Annotated in this window: 17 protein-coding genes; 8 read left to right on the top strand and 9 right to left on the bottom strand. The window is 41.5% G+C overall.

Annotated features, from left to right (window positions below; all coding sequences use genetic code 11):
* The first annotated feature begins 42 nt into the window (after positions 1-42).
* A complete protein-coding gene (locus tag H9629_RS05240; RefSeq protein WP_064102006.1) occupies positions 43-432 on the top strand; it encodes a hypothetical protein in 390 nt (129 codons plus the stop codon).
* 20 nt (positions 433-452) lie between these two features.
* Complete coding sequence (locus H9629_RS05235) at positions 453-1,199, top strand: N-acetylmuramoyl-L-alanine amidase (RefSeq protein WP_191730634.1); 747 nt, start codon at positions 453-455, stop codon at positions 1,197-1,199.
* A gap of 72 nt (positions 1,200-1,271) precedes the next feature.
* Here the strand turns inward: H9629_RS05235 and H9629_RS05230 are convergent, their stop codons facing one another.
* The 5 genes from H9629_RS05230 to H9629_RS05210 form a co-directional block, all read right to left on the bottom strand.
* Positions 1,272-3,260, bottom strand: coding sequence for an acyltransferase family protein (locus H9629_RS05230; protein ID WP_064095942.1), 1,989 nt, complete (start codon positions 3,258-3,260; stop codon positions 1,272-1,274).
* A 240-nt stretch (positions 3,261-3,500) separates the two neighbouring features.
* A complete protein-coding gene (locus H9629_RS05225; protein ID WP_191730633.1) occupies positions 3,501-4,796 on the bottom strand; it encodes a Y-family DNA polymerase in 1,296 nt (431 codons plus the stop codon).
* Positions 4,793-5,350 (bottom strand): LexA family protein, encoded by a 558-nt coding sequence (locus tag H9629_RS05220; protein WP_191730632.1) that lies wholly within the window; start codon positions 5,348-5,350, stop codon positions 4,793-4,795. Before H9629_RS05220 ends, H9629_RS05225 begins: the two co-directional genes overlap by 4 nt.
* 178 nt (positions 5,351-5,528) lie before the next feature.
* A complete protein-coding gene (locus tag H9629_RS05215) occupies positions 5,529-5,795 on the bottom strand; it encodes a hypothetical protein (protein ID WP_064095945.1) in 267 nt (88 codons plus the stop codon).
* Positions 5,796-5,860: 65 nt separating this feature from the next.
* The gene (locus H9629_RS05210) at positions 5,861-7,456 is read right to left on the bottom strand and encodes a tyrosine-type recombinase/integrase (protein ID WP_191730631.1); all 1,596 of its coding nucleotides are present in this window, start codon (positions 7,454-7,456) and stop codon (positions 5,861-5,863) included.
* A gap of 102 nt (positions 7,457-7,558) precedes the next feature.
* Between H9629_RS05210 and dusB the strand changes: the two genes are divergently transcribed.
* The gene (dusB, locus tag H9629_RS05205) at positions 7,559-8,605 is read left to right on the top strand and encodes a tRNA dihydrouridine synthase DusB (protein ID WP_191730630.1); all 1,047 of its coding nucleotides are present in this window, start codon (positions 7,559-7,561) and stop codon (positions 8,603-8,605) included.
* A 247-nt stretch (positions 8,606-8,852) separates the two neighbouring features.
* Positions 8,853-9,530 carry a hypothetical protein gene (locus H9629_RS05200; RefSeq protein WP_064095948.1) on the top strand — a complete coding sequence of 226 codons (678 nt, stop codon included), beginning with the start codon at positions 8,853-8,855 and terminating at the stop codon, positions 9,528-9,530.
* 59 nt (positions 9,531-9,589) lie between these two features.
* Here H9629_RS05200 and H9629_RS05195 read toward each other — a convergent pair whose 3' ends face one another.
* Complete coding sequence (locus H9629_RS05195) at positions 9,590-10,633, bottom strand: NAD(P)H-dependent flavin oxidoreductase (RefSeq protein ID WP_064095949.1); 1,044 nt, start codon at positions 10,631-10,633, stop codon at positions 9,590-9,592.
* A gap of 207 nt (positions 10,634-10,840) precedes the next feature.
* Between H9629_RS05195 and H9629_RS05190 the strand changes: the two genes are divergently transcribed.
* The 3 genes from H9629_RS05190 to H9629_RS05180 all read left to right on the top strand — a co-directional run bounded on the left by H9629_RS05190 (position 10,841) and on the right by H9629_RS05180 (position 13,452).
* Entirely contained in the window at positions 10,841-12,100 is a 1,260-nt protein-coding gene (locus tag H9629_RS05190) for a putative DNA modification/repair radical SAM protein (RefSeq protein WP_191730629.1), read from the top strand.
* Positions 12,100-12,879, top strand: coding sequence for a TIGR03915 family putative DNA repair protein (locus H9629_RS05185; protein ID WP_191730628.1), 780 nt, complete (start codon positions 12,100-12,102; stop codon positions 12,877-12,879). The genes H9629_RS05190 and H9629_RS05185 overlap by 1 nt, the downstream gene beginning before the upstream one ends.
* Before the next feature lie 63 nt (positions 12,880-12,942).
* Positions 12,943-13,452 (top strand): hypothetical protein, encoded by a 510-nt coding sequence (locus H9629_RS05180; protein WP_064095952.1) that lies wholly within the window; start codon positions 12,943-12,945, stop codon positions 13,450-13,452.
* Positions 13,453-13,508: 56 nt separating this feature from the next.
* Here the strand turns inward: H9629_RS05180 and H9629_RS05175 are convergent, their stop codons facing one another.
* The 3 genes from H9629_RS05175 to metK form a co-directional block, all read right to left on the bottom strand.
* Entirely contained in the window at positions 13,509-14,720 is a 1,212-nt protein-coding gene (locus H9629_RS05175; RefSeq protein ID WP_064102009.1) for a YeeE/YedE family protein, read from the bottom strand.
* Between the two features lie 275 nt (positions 14,721-14,995).
* Positions 14,996-15,340, bottom strand: coding sequence for a hypothetical protein (locus H9629_RS05170; protein WP_064095954.1), 345 nt, complete (start codon positions 15,338-15,340; stop codon positions 14,996-14,998).
* Positions 15,341-15,568: 228 nt separating this feature from the next.
* The gene (gene metK, locus H9629_RS05165) at positions 15,569-16,735 is read right to left on the bottom strand and encodes a methionine adenosyltransferase (protein ID WP_005246700.1); all 1,167 of its coding nucleotides are present in this window, start codon (positions 16,733-16,735) and stop codon (positions 15,569-15,571) included.
* 469 nt (positions 16,736-17,204) lie between these two features.
* Between metK and H9629_RS05160 the strand changes: the two genes are divergently transcribed.
* Positions 17,205-17,588, top strand: coding sequence for a prepilin-type N-terminal cleavage/methylation domain-containing protein (locus H9629_RS05160; protein ID WP_064095955.1), 384 nt, complete (start codon positions 17,205-17,207; stop codon positions 17,586-17,588).
* Positions 17,589-17,928 lie beyond the last annotated feature (340 nt).

Here is a 17,928-nt window from a genome sequence, read left to right as displayed (position 1 = left end):
CCTTTTTAGGTGCTTTTTTATTGCCAAAAATTAGGAGGGCGTATGCCTGACAGTGAAACATACGGGGTGCGCGTTGAGAAAAAGCTAGATCAGCTGCGCTTAGAAATGGGCGAGCTGAATAACAACGTTATTCGTTTAACTGAACGAAATGAATATTACCAATCACAGGCAGTAGCAAACCGACGGGATATTGATCTGCTTCAAGCAGATATGAATCAGGCCAAGGGAGGGCTTACCTTTGCAAAAGCCATGGGGGGATCTGCTATTGGACTGCTTATAGCATTCGGTTCCTGGGTGTTTCAGAGCAATACCGGACTTGCCAAAGAGAATGCAGGATTAAATCAAAAACTGGCCATCATTGAATCAAAACAGATTCGAATGGATACAGACCTGGCTGCAATGCGAAATCAAATCGATCAACAGAAAAAATAAATCATCAAAGAGAGGAAACCATGAAATTAATTAATGAAAGTGTATGGAAGTTTGACTCAGTAAAATATGGCGCCTATATGGCGCTTTTTTTATCCTGTATACATTTGGTTCTTCAGGAAGTGTATAACGCCAATGTGCTGCCTGAGCCATATCAAACGATTGTATCTTTAGGTTTGATGTTTTTGGCTGTACTTATTGGCCGTAAAAAGGCCCAGCCAAATCTCCAGCAGCCTTTAGGCTTTGCCACAATAACAGCAGGGCATAGCAATACTGATCCAGGTGCCGTGAATGGTAAAGTGAAAGAAGCAGATCTGGTGGTTAATTTCCGCAATGCAGTGACTCATTATTTGCGTGAGGCAGGGCTACAAGTCAAAACTGATGGCACTGGCACCAAGAACGACCCATTGTCTGCTGCAGTCAAATTAATTCAAGGCTCAAGTGTTGCAGTTGAGTTCCACATGAATGCTGCAGCATCGAAGCAGGCCAATGGTGTTGAAACGATTGCTTTGCCGAAAGACAAGAAGCTCGCACAGGATTTGTCGAAAGCTGTAGCAGATGCGCTGGGTAGCCGGTTACGTGGTGATAATGGCTGGATTGATCAATCTAAGTCAGCACGTGGCCGCTTGGCATACGTGAATGCTGGTGGTTTGATTGTGGAGCTTGGTTTTATCTCCAATGAGGATGAGTTGGCCCGATTTAATGCGCGCTACTGGTTGGCTGCTAAGGCTGCGGCCAAAATATTGATCGATTATGAAAACTGCAATTAAAATCTTAACGCTGTGCATCCTCCTATAAGGTTGCACAGCTATTTATTGACCATAGATTTTTTAGTTAAGGAACTAATTTTCAATTATATCTTTCAGGGGGTTACCAAACTTTTTTAAATACTCAACGCCCAATTGTCGCGAGCCCTGATCATTAATATGATTGTCATCTTTCCAGCGATATAAAGGCACATTATTTAGCATGATTTTACATGCCTGCTGGTCACAAATAATCTTATTGGGATCAATGACTTTCAATCGTGGATATTTGATTTTAGCTTCAGCCACAACCTGATTAAACTGTTTTAAATGCGTTTCATAACTCGCTTTCGAAACCGTACAGGGAGCATGTCGATTTAGAATCTCATTACGGATATTACAGTCGGAAGGAATGTCATCCCAATCCAGACGCGGCACATCATTCAATAAAATCACCTGATCGCTGGACTGATGAGCAATTTCTAAGGCTTTTAGCAAGCCTCCTTTAAAGATATCTTTTTCACTCTGATGGACACCATCTTTAAGTTTGAACTCATCACCAAAATACGATGCATAAGAGCCAGCCATAATAATCATTGGATAGTGCGTATTTTTAAGATGAGCTGTAATGGCATCATTACGTTCCTGAAATTTGGAAAGTTCCTTCCACTGCTTCAGCTCAAATACAAATCTCTTGATTCCAGGTAGATAAAATGTTGAACTTTGGGTAATGTCATAACCTCGCAGATTAGCATCTTTCGCCCACTCATCTAGCATTGCAGTATAGGCATTGGCATGAGAATCACCAATCAATAAGAAATCAACTTCCTCTTTAGACTGCCCCAATACACAATCCTTTGGGTCAGGTAAGACTTTGGAGTCTCCAGTATCCATACATTTTTTGCGGATTAAATGTGCATAAGAATGCAATGCCTCCTGTTTGGCCTGAACCGACGGTGGGAACCGATCTGGAAAGCCGTCATTGCTCTTAACAGTCAAGGCAACGCTAATAAAAACGCTTGCAGGAATCAAGAAACCTAAAATAATCACCTTGTAATTTTTTGCCATCACAAATCGTTTTAGGGGTTTTTCTACCAATGCATAAGTTAAATATGCCAACAACATAGACAGCAGAACAATGATGATCTGATATTCCAGATTTAATGGCAGCATATAAATGCCGAATAAAACGATAATTGGCCAATGCCACAAATACAGCGGATAAGAAATTTTTCCAACCCAGGTGCTAAGCCGATTACTCAATAATAGATTGCTAGAAGGTACAGATTGTCCCAAATAAATCACGATGGCTGTCGCCAAACATGGAATCAGTGCCATAAGACCAGGAAATGGCGTGTGCTTGTCAAAATAAATCGCTGCTATAAATAGAACAATAACCCCAACCCAGACAAGCCCTTGCAGTAGTTTTTTAGATAGTTTTGGTTGTGGTAAACAAGTAATCAATGCACCCAGTAGCAACTCAAATGCACGTACTGGCATGCTGTAATAAGCTTTAGCAGGATTTTGAATCAGTTTTAGCTGAGCATATGCCAGGAGAACAACGATAGATATACTGATCATCAACCAAAGATATTTACGTGATGACTTGGCAAAAAACATCCACAATACTAAAGGCCAGAAAATATAAAACTGTTCCTCTACACCCAATGACCATAAATGTAGCAGCGGCACATTTTCTACGTTAGGGCTAAAGTAATCCCCAACTTCTTTACGCATATAAATATTCGCAAGAAGTAAAGTGGCATACATGACACTCTCAAAGTACTCAGTCAGTTCACCGGGTAGCATCACCTGCCAGGCAACGACACTAGCAACTGAGAGTACAGTAAAATAAGCAGGTGCCAAACGAACCACACGTTTTTTATAAAATCGTGCAATTGAGAATTGTTGGGATTGGATTTCGCGTGTCAAAATTATGGTGATGAGATAGCCTGAAATGACAAAGAAGATGTCTACCCCAATATAACCGCCAGAAAATAGTGACCAGCCCAAATGATTGAAAATGACTAGTAATACCGCAATAGCACGAAGGCCATCGATATCTGGTCTGTAGGCAATACTCATAAAAATAGTGGAAAAGTGAAATAATGTATTTTATTCTTTAAACACTTAAGATTGTATAATTTATATTTTTTAAATTAGATATATTTCATAAATTTAAAAGCGGATCTTTTTTGATTTTTTAAAGAGATATTAAAGCCTTTATATCTCTTCCTAAAAATATTTCCCTTTTGAATCGTATGTACCATATAAAAATAAATCCATTTTTTCTTATTCTATTTCCTTTAAAAATAAGCTAAATCTTTATTTTATAGTTAACATCCCCTCCCAACTAAAGTAATTCTGGGTCAACTTTTGGCGTGACATTGCCCAAGCACGACCATGCATTTTGCATGGACCAATGGCAAGTTTCTTATCACCAAACTTAGTTTTTACTTTTTCCAAAGCCTCTTGCAGCCTTTCATTTTTTTCTATTTGCATACTATCAGAGAGCAAGTCATATATGTATGTCGACTTAGGCTCAATTGCGGTCAAAATTACTCCACATTTCTTAAACTCCATTCCTTCCTGAAACAGTTCATTTATTCGCTTCATTACCGCTCGATTTATTATGGCTGCACAATCAGTGGGTTCGGCAAATCCGATAGTGATCGACTTGTTATAGAAAGGTCTATGCTTGTCAAAAGGATTGGACTGGGCAAAGGCAATTACGCAGCCACATAGAGATTTGTCTTCTCTTAAGCGTTTAACAGCATTCTGCAGGTAATCACTCATTGCTTCAGACAATGACTGGATATCTGTTACCCGTGCACCAAAGGATCGGGAAGAAATGATCTGTTTTTTAGTTGCGGGTGAGGACTCAACCTCAATACAGGAAATGCCTTGCAGTTCCATGACAGTCCTCTGCACGACCACTGAAAATAGTTTTCCCATTTGATGGGAATTAGACCTGGCTAGATCGCTAACAGTATTAACACCTAAGCTCTTTAGTTTTTTACTATGCTGACGACCCACTCCCCAGACTTCGGAGACATCAATCAGACTAGAAAAATAATCACGATGTTTAGGATCCATAGAAACCAGATCACAAACCCCATTGAAGCGTTTAGCCTTCTTGGCCATATGATTAGCTAGCTTGGCTTCAGTCTTGCTTCGTCCAATACCGACACAAACCGGTAATCCGATCCACTGCAAGATCCGCTGTCGCATGTCTTGGGCATATGCTTCAAGATCATAATTCTGGGCATAGGCCGTAAGCTTTAGAAAACATTCATCAATTGAATAGATTTCCTGTTCACCTGGCGCCACGTAATCAGCCAGAATCGAATGGAAACGGTGAGACATTTCTGCATATAAAGCATAGTTACTAGAAAGAACCTGAACATTGTATTTTTCGACAATTTCCCGGATCTGGAATAGGGGAACCCCCATCTTGATACCAATATCTTTTGCTTCTTGAGAGCGCGCAACTGCACAACCGTCATTGTTGGAAAGAACAATGACCGGCACATCCTTAAGTTTAGGGTTGAACAGGCGCTCACAGCTTACATAGCAATTATTTACATCAATGAGCGCATATATTTCATGGTTATAGCTCATCTAAATTTCTTGATTACATTTGTGACTACACCCCAGATTTCAAACTGCTGGCCTTCTTGGGGATGAATATCTGGATACCCCTCATTCTCAGCTTTCAACCAACAACCTTTGGTATCAATAATCAGTCGCTTAACAGTAAACTCATTATCTACGCAGGCAATCACAATATCTCTATGCTGCGCCTCAATGCTGCGATCCACGATAAGAGCATCATTGATATCAATTCCAGCATTCAGCATCGAAAGGGAATTTGCTCGTACAATGAAAGTCGCATTGGCGTTATTGATCAGGAAGTCATTCAGATCGAGTTTCTTATCGACATAATCTTGAGCCGGTGAGGGGAAGCCAGCCTGAACGCGTTCAGTGGCCAATGGTATTTCTATTTTAGTGACTGGATCGAACTGACGGATATCAGTGATTTCATTTTCTTTTTTAAGGGATTTTAAGTATTCTTTGATATCAAGAATTTTAGATTCAGGTACTCGAATAACTTTAGTCTCTTCAGACTTTTTTCGACCTGCCCTGGCTCGAAAGCCCCCATGAGTATTATTCATAACTTACTGCTCCTTGATTTCTGTAACATTAATCAAGAGTGTAAGGATTCAATAAAAATCAAACAATTAAAATAAGTCTTTTAAAATCAATAATGCGACATAGAGTGACGTCAAAATATAAGATTTCAGATAAATGGTTACAACCCAAATTGACTTTTTAATTTGGACATTAATCGATTTATAACTTGATAATTTTCTTTAGTAAACCAAGTACTAAGAAGTAAATTAGGAGGGGAATACCTATGAGAATCAGAATAGAGATTATGTAAGATAACCAGATCGGTACCCCAAATCCAAACCCAAAGGTGAAAGCAAGACCTTCTAAGGCCTCAACTGGATTAATTGTAGATAATCTAAATCCTTCACCGCTTCCTGAAAAAAAATAGCTAAAAAATAAGAAAGAGAAGAGTGCAATGACACAGCTAATTACTTTATATATTTTCATTTCAATATCCTTTAATTACCACCCAACTACCATATCAGCCCAATCCTGCATCATTAATTGTGCCCTTACTTCTCAATATGTTTATCATCAATTAAATACTGCCCAAAACTATCCATCCAGCCTTGAATAGATTCATCCCATAAATATGTACGCGTCTTTAATTTCTTCACGATTGTAAGGTCTTTAACTGAAAAATGCGTACTTCCTTCCGGTAACTCATCCCAGTCTACTTTCCCATTTTCAATAAACCAATCCTCCCAGGCTAATTGGATATCATGAGCTACAAAATGCTTATTTTCATTATTCCAAGCGAACGGATTATTGCTATTCAGCTTATTCACATGCAGGCGTTTAAAGTATTTATTGTTCTGGTGGATCTCAATAAATACATCTAAATGTTTTTTGATGAAATCAAATTCGACATTAATTTCGCCATCATCTTCAAAAGCATCGTTTTTATCAACCAATGCCATATAGCGCTGTTTCTTACTCCATTCTTTGTAATAACTATTATAGTTGTCCTCAGCAACACGGATCGCTTCTTCAAACTCTAACCGGGTACCACGTTTTTTTAGGTTCACATATCGCTTTAATGTATTCCAGGACTCATGCAGGGTAATGGTCTGCAACTGAGGAATAGTAAATCCATCTTCAGCATATCGTGTGGCAGCCTCATGGCGTAAATCATGGAATCTTAAGTCAGTGATACCACATGCATTACATGCCCGGGTAAAATAAGTCGACACGGTTGCTGAATTAACCGGTATTAAAATGTTTTTGTCATAACCTAAGGCAACCATACGCTCACGTACATCAGGCTTCATGAATTCATCAATCATGTTAATGGCCCTTGGTTCCATGTGAGCATATTTATGATTGCCTAATGATCCATTTGGGTTTTTTGCATCACGGACCAGCCATTGATTATTCAAGTCATCATAATCATCCAGACGTAATGAGCACAATTCATCTTCTCGGCGTGCGGTATACACGGCAAACCACATGATCAAGTGCATAGGTATGGAATTCTTGACGCGCTTCCAGCTTTTATAAAAATAGTTGGTCAGAATTTGAAGCTCTTCAGCGGTTGGCAACCGATCACGCTGTTTAGAACGTGTCACGATCCGAGACTTTTGAAGACCGATCATGGCTTTTTCAAATTCGACCAAGACAGTCTCTAAAGGTTCACCCCATACAAATTCAGCATGAACAATGACAGCTTTAATATGACTTAGGTCCTTAAGAACCGTTGCAGGTGCAACACCATCAGTGCCTTTAACTGGATCACCTTTACGACGCATAATGGCGTAATCAGAAAAGTCTTGTCGCGTTAAAGAATAGATATTCTTTTCAGAAATATCTAAACTAGCGATATGCTGTAGTGCTCCTGTTTTTGTCCTGGCAAAACTGTCCGCTTCATCCAAGTACTGAAATATAAAGTCTCTGAGAGTTTTGTGCTTAAGTTGCACCTCAGGGTTCAACATTTTTTCAGGGTGCAACTCAATTTCTGCTTCCGTGCGTTTGATCCATTCCTCAGCCAATGATTTTTTGCTGAAGGTCTTGGATTGCTTGAATTCAGGGTAGCCTTGACGTTGTACGCGGACTTGAGCTCTATACCGAGTTGTACCGTCTTTTGTTTGTCGCTTAGTGACCGTGCCCATGAATTTGCACCATTAAAATATTGTGGTGCAAACAGGGTGCAACTATAGGGCATTAAAAGTCAATACAGAGCGACTAAACGAAGTTAAATGAGGTTAAAGATTTTGAGTAAAAACAGTGTAATTGAAGAATTGTTTGGAAGATCAATAGATAACAAAATTTGGGTCGCTCCCATGGCAGGTGTAACCGACCGCCCGTTTAGAAGCTTGTGCAAATATTTTGGCGCAGGTCATGCGGTCAGTGAAATGATGACGTCCGACAAAACTTTGCGAATGAGTAAAAAAAGCTTATATCGGGCCAATTTTGATGGAGAACTGGCACCGATTTCGGCGCAGATTGCCGGTTCAGACCCGCATGATCTGGCTGAAGCGGCACGTTATCAGGTGGCCAATGGCGCACAAATTGTTGATATTAATATGGGCTGTCCAGCCAAAAAGGTCTGTAACCGACTTGCCGGTTCAGCTTTGTTGCAGGATGAAGATTTGGTTGCGCGTATTTTAGATGCAGTTGTTGCTGCAGTTGACGTGCCGGTAACCTTAAAAACTCGTCTTGGTTATTTGAATGGTCAGGAAAATATTATGCGGGTCGCGAAACGCGCGGAAGAAGCGGGAATTGCTGCATTGGCTTTGCATGGACGTACCCGTGAAGACATGTATTTAAATACCGCGCGTTACTCACTCATTAAAGATGTAAAGGAAATATTGAATATTCCTGTGATTGCTAACGGTGATATCGACAGTCCTGAAAAAGCCCAATATGTGCTGGATTATACCGGTGCAGATGCAATTATGATTGGACGTGCAGCACAAGGCCGGCCCTGGATTTTTCGTGAAATTGCACATTATCTAAAAACTGGTCAACATCTGCATGCACCAAGTATTGCAGAAGTCAAAGAAGTTTTATTGGGACATCTGACAGAATTATACGAGTTCTATGGCGAATATTCCGGCTGCCGAATTTCCCGTAAACATATTGCCTGGTACACCAAAGGACTGCGATCTAGTAACGAGTTTCGTCAAAGCATGTATCAGGTAGAAAATACCGCTGACCAGTATCGTGTGGTAGAAGATTATTTTAATACCCTGCTAGAACATGGCCTTACAATGAATGATGTACAGGTTGAAGCGGTGAATTTACTGCAGACCCAATAAAGTCAGGACAACTGACAGATTTAGGTAATATTTTTTGTGTTAAATACCAACCTTTTTTATCTTGAGCAGACAAATTTTAGCACTCTGTTTACACTTGAGTGCATCTAATACATACCAGTACATTTTGTTCACTTAAACTGGACAGGATTTGGACATTGCTTACTCAGGCTTCCTCTAAGATAGATTCATCCATATATAACCCAGATGTGAACTTTCTGGCTTGTAGTCATGATTGAGGGAGATCTATATGACAAATACCAATCGTCCAGTTACAGAATTTAGTCATAAAACGTCAACGGAATTGCCACAAGAACGTAGTGAAGGTCTGAATGTCAATCCTGCTGACACTAATGCACGCCCGGATTTGAATACCCCCGTAAAAGATAATCCTCATGTTCCTGACATGAATGAAGGTAAGGATAATCTGGCTGCGACCAGCGCTGGTACTTTAGGTGGTGCGGCTGTGGGAGCAGTTGCAGGTCTGGTAGGTGGTCCTCCAGGTGCAGTGGTAGGTGGTATTATCGGTGGAATTGTAGGCGGAATTGCAGGTAATGATATTGCTACGCCAGATCATCAAAAACAGACCGATAACTATCAGCATCCTGAAAATCACCCAGAAGCCGATAACTATCGACATCCGGATCATCTGATTGCAGAAGATAAATACTGGAGAGATGAGTATCAAAACCGCCCGTATTTCAGTGAAATGCGGACCACTTATATCGATCTGGATTATGATCGCGACTATCGCGATGCCTACCGAGTCGGTTATGAAAACCGCTCAATGTATGATCGTGATACAGATTTTGATCGTGCCGAACCTGAACTGCGTACCAAGTGGGAAAAACTGAAAGGTGAATCACGCCTAAATTGGGAAGAAGCGAAATTCGCGGTTAAAGATGCCTGGCATCGTGTTACACGCTAGTAATCTGGCTGAATTAAAAAACCTCTCTATATAGAGAGGTTTTTTTATGATTTCAATGATTAAGGGTGCGACATTTCCAGTACGAGCTGGTTAATCAGATCGGAGGCTTCCATTTCACGAATCTGTGCTACATTTGAACCCGCCCAGAATGCACCATAACCTTTATCTCCATGTTTGGCAGCAGCAGCATTTAGCTGTTTAGCAAGATCATAAGTATATGGATAGGCTGGCACGTCCAAACGGTCTGGGGTATCGACTTCCATATGCCAGTGATTGATGATGCCGCGTGCAGGACGACCGGAAATGCTGGCACTGACTTGAGTGAGTGGCTTGGAAAGTAGAGCTTTACGATAGTCCTCATTGGCATTGGAAGATTTGCATTGTACAAATGCAGTTCCGAGTTGTACTGCCTCTGCACCGAAATCCAGCATCAGTCTGGCCTGTTGACCATCCATAATTCCGCCTGCCGCTACAACGGGCAAGGACGAATGCTGTCTAATCAGCTTGACCAGATTCGAGGTTTTAACTGAGGCATCAAATTTGGTTGAGAAAACTCCCCGGTGTCCGCCAGCCTCAATACCCTGTGCGACAATAATATCGATTCCCGCTGCTTCAATAGCTTTGGCTTCGGCAAAGTTGGTGGCAGATACCATAGTCAGAATTCCGGCCTTTTTGAGGGCTTGAATCTGATGTGGATGCGGAATACCAAAATGAAAGCTGACCGCTCGCGGTTTGGTTTCCAGTATCAGATTCAGGAAGTCATCATTGTCTTTAAAACTCGGATAAATGCATTCCAAATGATCCGGTGCCTGAGCGCCATATTCGGCAAATTTATCTTTAAATTGTGCAATCCATGCCTGTGCTACAGCTTCATCTACAGACACACTGTCATGACAGAAAAAATTGACCTGAAAAGGGCAATCAGTCAGTTCCTGGGTCTTTAAAATCTGTTGTCGGGCAGCCTCGATACTGCTGGCTCCCAGACCCAGTGAACCCAAGCCGCCCTGATTGGACACTTCGGCAGCAAGCTCAGGTGTAGAGACACCTGCCATCGGTGCCAAGAAAATAGGATGTTTAATTCCAAGATTTTCTAATAAAGACATAGATTTGCTCCTTGTTATGCTTTTACTTTGCCTTTGAGCACCAAATTAAGCAAATCATATTGGTTATTTTATTTTGAAATACTGCAGCATGGGTTACGTGCCATTTACATTTGTTACGACACACTATGTCGCAATTGGGACGGGTTGTTTATAGGTCTGGAAAGTAAGACTTTATAATAGCTTTTTGGTCAAATATCCTCTGAGCCCATGTCTGATCGTATCCGTGAAAAACTGCGAATTTTAGCCGATGCTGCCAAGTATGATGTGTCGTGCTCATCCAGCGGTAGCAACCGTAAAAATAAAGACAAGGGTGTGGGCAATACAGGGAATGGCATCTGTCATAGCTATACCGAAGATGGCCGCTGTGTTTCCTTGCTGAAAATTCTGTTCTCTAATGTCTGTATTTTTGACTGTTCCTATTGTGTTTCGCGCCGTTCCAATGACGTTCAGCGTGCAGCATTTACCGTGCAGGAAGTCGTCGATCTGACCATGAACTTTTATCGGCGTAACTATATTGAGGGGCTGTTTCTCAGTTCGGGGATTTTTAAATCAGCCGATCACACCATGGAGCGGATGCTGCAAGTCGTCAAAAAACTTAGACTCGAAGAAAACTTTAATGGCTATATCCATCTGAAAACTATTCCGGGTGCATCACAGGAGATCATTACCGAAGCCGGGCTGTATGTCGACCGTATGAGTATTAATCTGGAAATGCCAACGGAAGCGGGACTGCAAAAATTTGCGCCTGAGAAAACCCATGCCGAAGTACAAAAAGACTTGGGCATTGTGCGTGACCGGTTGATCCAGCTCAAAGATGAACGCAAGCTGATCAAGTCCGTTCCAAAATTTGTACCTGCCGGACAAACTACACAAATGGTGGTGGGCGCACATAGTGAAACCGATCAGGACATTATTTTGATGGCTGACCGGCATTACAAGGAATTTAAGCTGAAGCGAGTGTATTTCTCTGGTTATATCCCGATTAATCCTGAAGAGAAAGCCTTACCTGCTATCGGCTCAGCACCGCCATTATTAAGAGAAAACCGCCTGTATCAATCCGATTGGCTGATGCGTTTTTACGGCTTTGCTGCTGATGAAATTGTCGATGATCAGTATCCGAATCTGGAACTGGAGATTGATCCCAAACTCAGTTGGGCCTTGCGTCATCCTGAAGCCTTTCCGGTCGATATTAACCGTGCCGACTATAAAATGATTCTGCGTGTACCCGGCATAGGCGTGCGTTCTGCCCAGAAAATTGTACAGGCCCGCCGTTTTGGACAGATCCATATTGACCAGCTAAAACGCATGGGCGTGGCTTATAACCGGGCGCAGCATTTTATCCGCTGTGCGGATACACCGAAATTCAGGAAAGATCAGCACGCCCATCAGATCCGCCAGCAAATTTTGATGTCAGGGCAATCCAAGTATCAGCAGCAACTTTCACCTCAATTAGGATTGGGTTTTTAGTGGCAAGTTACTGTTTTGATGGCAGCATGACTGGTCTGCTCAGTTGTGTATTTCGTGCTTTCGAGTTTAAAGAATTTAATGTGATAGTGACGGCCAATCCTCAAGCACAAACAGGTTTATTTGATGAATTTATCCATGTGGCCTCTAATGATCAACATGGGCAGCGGGTGTGGCAGGGATTAAAGCAGAAAGTATCTTCCAGCAGTTTGCGTGCTTTTTACTATACCTTTCTGTCAGAGCAGGAAGCAGCGTTTCAGAGTCTTTTTGATTTTGCAGTTTATGTCTTTCAAAACCAGCGTCCAGTCGATAAAGATTATGGTCATGCTGCGGTAATCGGCATGTCGCAATGGGCCAAGCAAGTGGGTCGGGAAAAGCATCGCATGGAGGCTTTTGTACGCTTTAAAAAAGCCAAAGATGGCTTGTTTCTGAGTCTGGTCAGACCGGACTTTAATGTCTTGCCGATTATTTCCCGACATTTTCAGGAGCGTTATCAGGATCAAAGCTGGCTGATTTATGATGAGCAGCGTAATTACGGTATTTATTATGATTTAAGGCAGATGCATCAGGTCGAGATGAACGCGGAAATAATCGATCCGCAAATCCGGATTGGTCATAGTCAGTCATTCAGTATTGAACTGGATGATCAAGAACTGCTATATGATCAGCTCTGGAAAGATTATTTCAATAGTGTGAATATTCAGGCGCGCAAGAACATGAAATTGCATATTCAATATGTGCCAAAGCGCTACTGGCGTTATATGAATGAGAAATTACTTTAAACCGTATATCAGGCCGCTTTCAGGCATAATAAGCATTGGTATATTTAAATTGAGTGTATAAACATGAAGGTATGGCTAACGTCATTAGCGCTGCTCACTGGATTAACTGCATGTTCGGAACAACCACAAAAACCGGTCGTAGATCCAGTCAAATATCAGGTTCAGACTGCACAGGAACTGCAGCAACGTTTTGATGCCCTCAATGTCCAGTTAGCCCAGGACTTTCAGAAATTTAAGAAAGTCGAAAGTATTGCTTTCGCACACCAGTTTCCTTTAGATGTCAATAATCTGCAAAGCTTGAACCAGCATCTCGTTAGCAGTACCGCATTAAAACCCAGTAAAATCGCCTATTGCGATATGATGAATAGTTATTTTGCCGATATGTACCGCTTGGGACATTACAATCTAGAACTGGTTAATGACATCCGGTTGCCCAATGCCAAGAATGAAAATTTAAAAGCCAATTTCTCTGACGCCGATCATTTTTATACCTTTATTCTGGACCGTTATACGACTTATCGTCAGGTTCAGCAGACCATGGGTTATGGCTGTAATTTAAAAGCTGCGCTGTAAATCCTAAAGAAAGAAAAAAGCCCATCAATTTTGATGGGCTTTTTTGATTTTAAGCATTAGCAACCGGTCAGTTTTTCAGGCTGCGGTTTTTCATCCGGGAAGAAAATCGGACGAAGTTTTACCCCAAGGCCATTACCGATAAAGGCAAATACCAGCCACAACCAACCATGCAAACTACCTGACGCAATTCCACTGAAATATGCACCGATATTACAACCATAAGCTAAGCGTGCGCCGTAGCCCAGCATTATGCCCCCTAAAACAGCAGCAATCAGTGAACGTTTTGGAATATTGAAATTCGGCGCAAATTTACCTGCCAAACTCGCCGCCAACAAAGCACCCAGCATGATACCGAAGTTCATCATGGAAGTAATGTCATACCAGAGTGAGTTGGCCAGCGCTTTTGCATTACCAGCCTGTTGCCAATAATCCCAAGATGCAACGTCTATACCTACAAGACTTGCACCTTTGGCACCCCACACAGCCAGTGCAGAGGTCACGCCCCAAGGACGACCTGCCAATGCCAGAGTCGCAAAGTTGAGTAAGGTCAGGATAATACCACCCCAAATCAGAGGCCATGGACCACGGATAAAGCGCTTCCAGCCTTGGTGTTTACTACTAGACTCAATTTCGAGACTACCGTGACGTTTCTTTTCGAAATAAACTGTTGCTGCAGCAATAATGGCAAAAATGATAAAGCTCAACAGTAATCCAGGAATCACCCCTAAACTTTCTACTAGAGAAATCGGTTCAAGATGCGGAAGGGCAAACCACCAGTCAAGATGCGAGGTCGCAATCACTGACCCGATACAGAAAAACAAGAGCGTCACCAGCATACGTGCGCTACCACCACCTACGGTATACAGGGTACCGGATGCACAGCCGCCACCAAGTTGCATGCCGATACCGAAAATAAAGGCACCAATCATGACTGACATGGAAACGGGGTTAACATTGCCTTTAACTGGGTTACCAAATAACTCACCTGCACCTAAGGCGGGGAAGAACAGCAAGACGGCCAGAGCGAGCATAATCATCTGCGCGCGTAAACCACGACCGCGACGTTCCTTGATAAACACACGCCAGCTTGAGGTAAAACCAAAAGATGCATGGTACAGGGTCATGCCTAGTGCACCACCAATCAAGAATAACAGGGCTTGATTTAAGCCAACGATTTGATAGGCACCAACCGTGCCGATCATAAGAAAAATAAAAGCTACCCAAACCGAAATATTCGAGCGTTGGGAAGCAGCAACAATGACTGACATGGGAGTGAAAATCTTAAAAATAATAAATAAAGGCTGGTATTCTACTGAATTTCAGCTTTAATGCAGCCTGTTTTAGGGCATTAATCATTATTAAGTCATTCTAATTGTTGATAAGGTCTATCAGCTTATCTGATCTTATTGGGCGGTTTAGATACAATGCAGATTTTATCTGGTAATAAAACCACTTTAAATTTATAGATATTAATAACCAGAACTATCAGGGATAAAAAAGCCTGCAATTTGCAGGCTTTTCAATATCAGACTGAATCCTAAAATTAGTTCTCAGCTTTTTCACGTACATCTTGAGCGCCTTCTTCAACTGCTGCAGCGGTAGAGGCAGTTGCTTTTCGAGCTGCTTCAGCAGTGGCATCCGCGGCACGGGAAGCTGCAGCAGCTGCATCATCAGCAGCTTTAGCAGTCTCTTCTGCTGCTTTATCTAGGGCCTGTTCACTTTTAACTTCAGCTTCACGTGTATCATTTTTGATATCATGACCAGCTTGATCTGCTGCATTTTCTAGATGTTCGCCTGTAGTAGCACCTGTTTCGGGTGCCTTTTCTTTATTACAGCCTACCAGGGCAACAGTTGTAACTAAACCTAAAGCAATAAGTAGTTTTTTCATCGGGTAATATCCTTTTGTTGTTGTAGAGCTGGATTTTAATCTATCAACTATTTATTTGAATTTATGCTAGAAAATAGATCAAAAATTGTTTATCAAATGTAACTTTTATAGATTTGAGAGAGGTCAGGAGCTACCTGAGGTTTTTTTAATAAGTAAGTTGAATTTTCATTGAATCGATATTAAAGCATAAAAAAAGCCCGCATAAAGCGGGCTTTTCTCAGGAATAAATTACAGGCCGGCAGAGGCTTTAAGCGCTTCCACTTTGTCTGTTTTTTCCCAGGTAAAGGCTGTATCCGAACCTTCACGACCAAAGTGACCATAAGCAGCAGTTTGCTTGTACATAGGCTGGATCAGGTCAAGCATACGGGTAATACCATATGGGCGTAGGTCGAAGTGTTCACGCACCAATGCAATAATCAATTCTTCAGATACTTTTGCAGTATTGAAAGTATTGATTGAAATTGAAGTTGGCTCGGCAACACCGATCGCATAAGACACCTGAATTTCACACTTGTCAGCCAGACCAGCAGCCACGATGTTTTTCGCAACATAACGACCTGCATAAGCAGCAGAGCGGTCAACTTTAGAAGGGTCTTTACCGGAGAAAGCACCACCACCATGACGCGCCATACCGCCGTAGGTGTCTACGATAATTTTACGGCCAGTCAAACCACAGTCACCCACAGGACCACCGATCACGAACATACCGGTCGGGTTAATATGGAATTTGGTGTCGGCATGGAACATGTCAGCAGGAATGATTTTTTTCACGATTTCTTCAATCACAGCTTCTTTCAGGTTCGCTTGAGTGATTTCAGGATCATGTTGAGTCGAAAGGACTACGGCATCTAAACGTACTGGCACACCATTTTCATAAGCAAAAGTTACCTGACTTTTGGCATCCGGGCGCAACCATGGCAACGTACCATCACGACGTAATTCAGCCTGTTTTTCCATAAGACGATGTGCATATGAAATCGGGGCAGGCATCAGTACATCAGTTTCACGGCTTGCATAACCGAACATCAGTCCTTGGTCACCGGCACCCTGATCTTCAGGTTTTTGGCGGTCGACACCCTGAGCAATTTCAGGTGACTGTTTGCCAATCATGTTGATTACAGCACAGGTTGAGCCATCAAAACCCAGATCAGAATGGTGATAACCAATTCCGTTCACGGTATGACGTACAATTGCCTCAAAATCAACATTTGCCGTAGTGGTGATTTCACCGGCAAGTACAACCGCACCTGTTTTTACAAGCGTTTCACAAGCAACCCGTGCATATGGGTCTTCTTTTAAGATTGCATCCAAAATAGCGTCACTGATTTGGTCAGCCATTTTATCTGGATGGCCTTCGCTTACAGATTCCGAAGTAAATACAGCGTACTCGCGCATAGTCCTATCACAGTTAATTTTAAAGACCCGATATGTTACATCGAGTTGCGCTCTAGGACTAGCTTAACGCAACAAAATTGGACGAAATTGTTTCAAAATATTGTGTTTTTAATTGATTAATAGAATTAAAAAAATTGATATGCCTATTAAATCAGCAGTATTCGTGAGAGAACATACATTAATAATATTTAACACCCCAAACTGACAAAAAATTAAATTATTAGATTTCAAATTGAATTTAAAAAAATAAACGTGCAAAGAATATAAAGCTAAAAATTCAAACCTTGTTTTAAGCAAGTGATCATTACATCAATAAAGCAAAGCAAGCTGGTATGCCGTGCGACTAGCTGTCTTGTGGGTGTCCGGGTATATCTTCATATTAGCCTCAGTCTTCAATATTTGTCACTTAGGAATAGCTACATCTTTTTGTATGGACTGTTGGAGCAAGACTATACGGAGATCAGAGATGATGTATCAAAAGGCATTTACCCTGATTGAGGGGCTGATTGTAACGATAATTGTTGCGATTTTAGCCACGATGGCTTTTATGAGCTATCAAGGCTATATCGTACGTTCTCAATTGGCTGATGTGTTTCAGCAGGCTGGGGTATATCGAAGCCATTTTATTGCCTCGGATCAACAGTGTGATGCCGGACGGCAGATTGGTGGTGGTAGCCAATATATCGAAAAAGTGATCATTAACGCTGCCTGCCGGATTGAATTTAAGATGCGGCAACAAGGTGTAGATGCCGCGATTCGCGGGAAATCAATTGCCTTTGATGTTTATAGTGGGAAATGTTATTCAACCAATATTCAGCAGCGCTATTTGCCGAACGATTGTCAGGGTCAATAATCAAAGTCCATCCATATTAAAAATTTAGCCTAAGCTAATTAGATTTTTATATGGATTTATAAATATTTTATAATTAAAAATAAGAAAAATTACATTATATAAGGCTCAATCGAATCTATTAATTTTCTTTAGAGAGACTGATTTAAAAAGTATGAAATAGAGGCAAAACTAACATAAATTCAATCCTGTTTGCCAGCTTAAAATTTAACGTCAGAAAATGAAGTCAATGTCGAGATGCAGGAAAATTCAACCTGTAAATCAGTCAAGCCAATCAAAGTTGAAGAAGAAATGTGGAATAATTGTACGATAAGGCAAGAGACACTCAATAAACTGATAAATA

Origin of the sequence: Acinetobacter pecorum (genome assembly GCF_014837015.1) — a bacterium.
Lineage (GTDB): Bacteria > Pseudomonadota > Gammaproteobacteria > Pseudomonadales > Moraxellaceae > Acinetobacter > Acinetobacter pecorum.
Note: the sequence above shows the minus strand (reverse complement) of the source record. Positions and strands in the feature narration are given on the sequence as shown.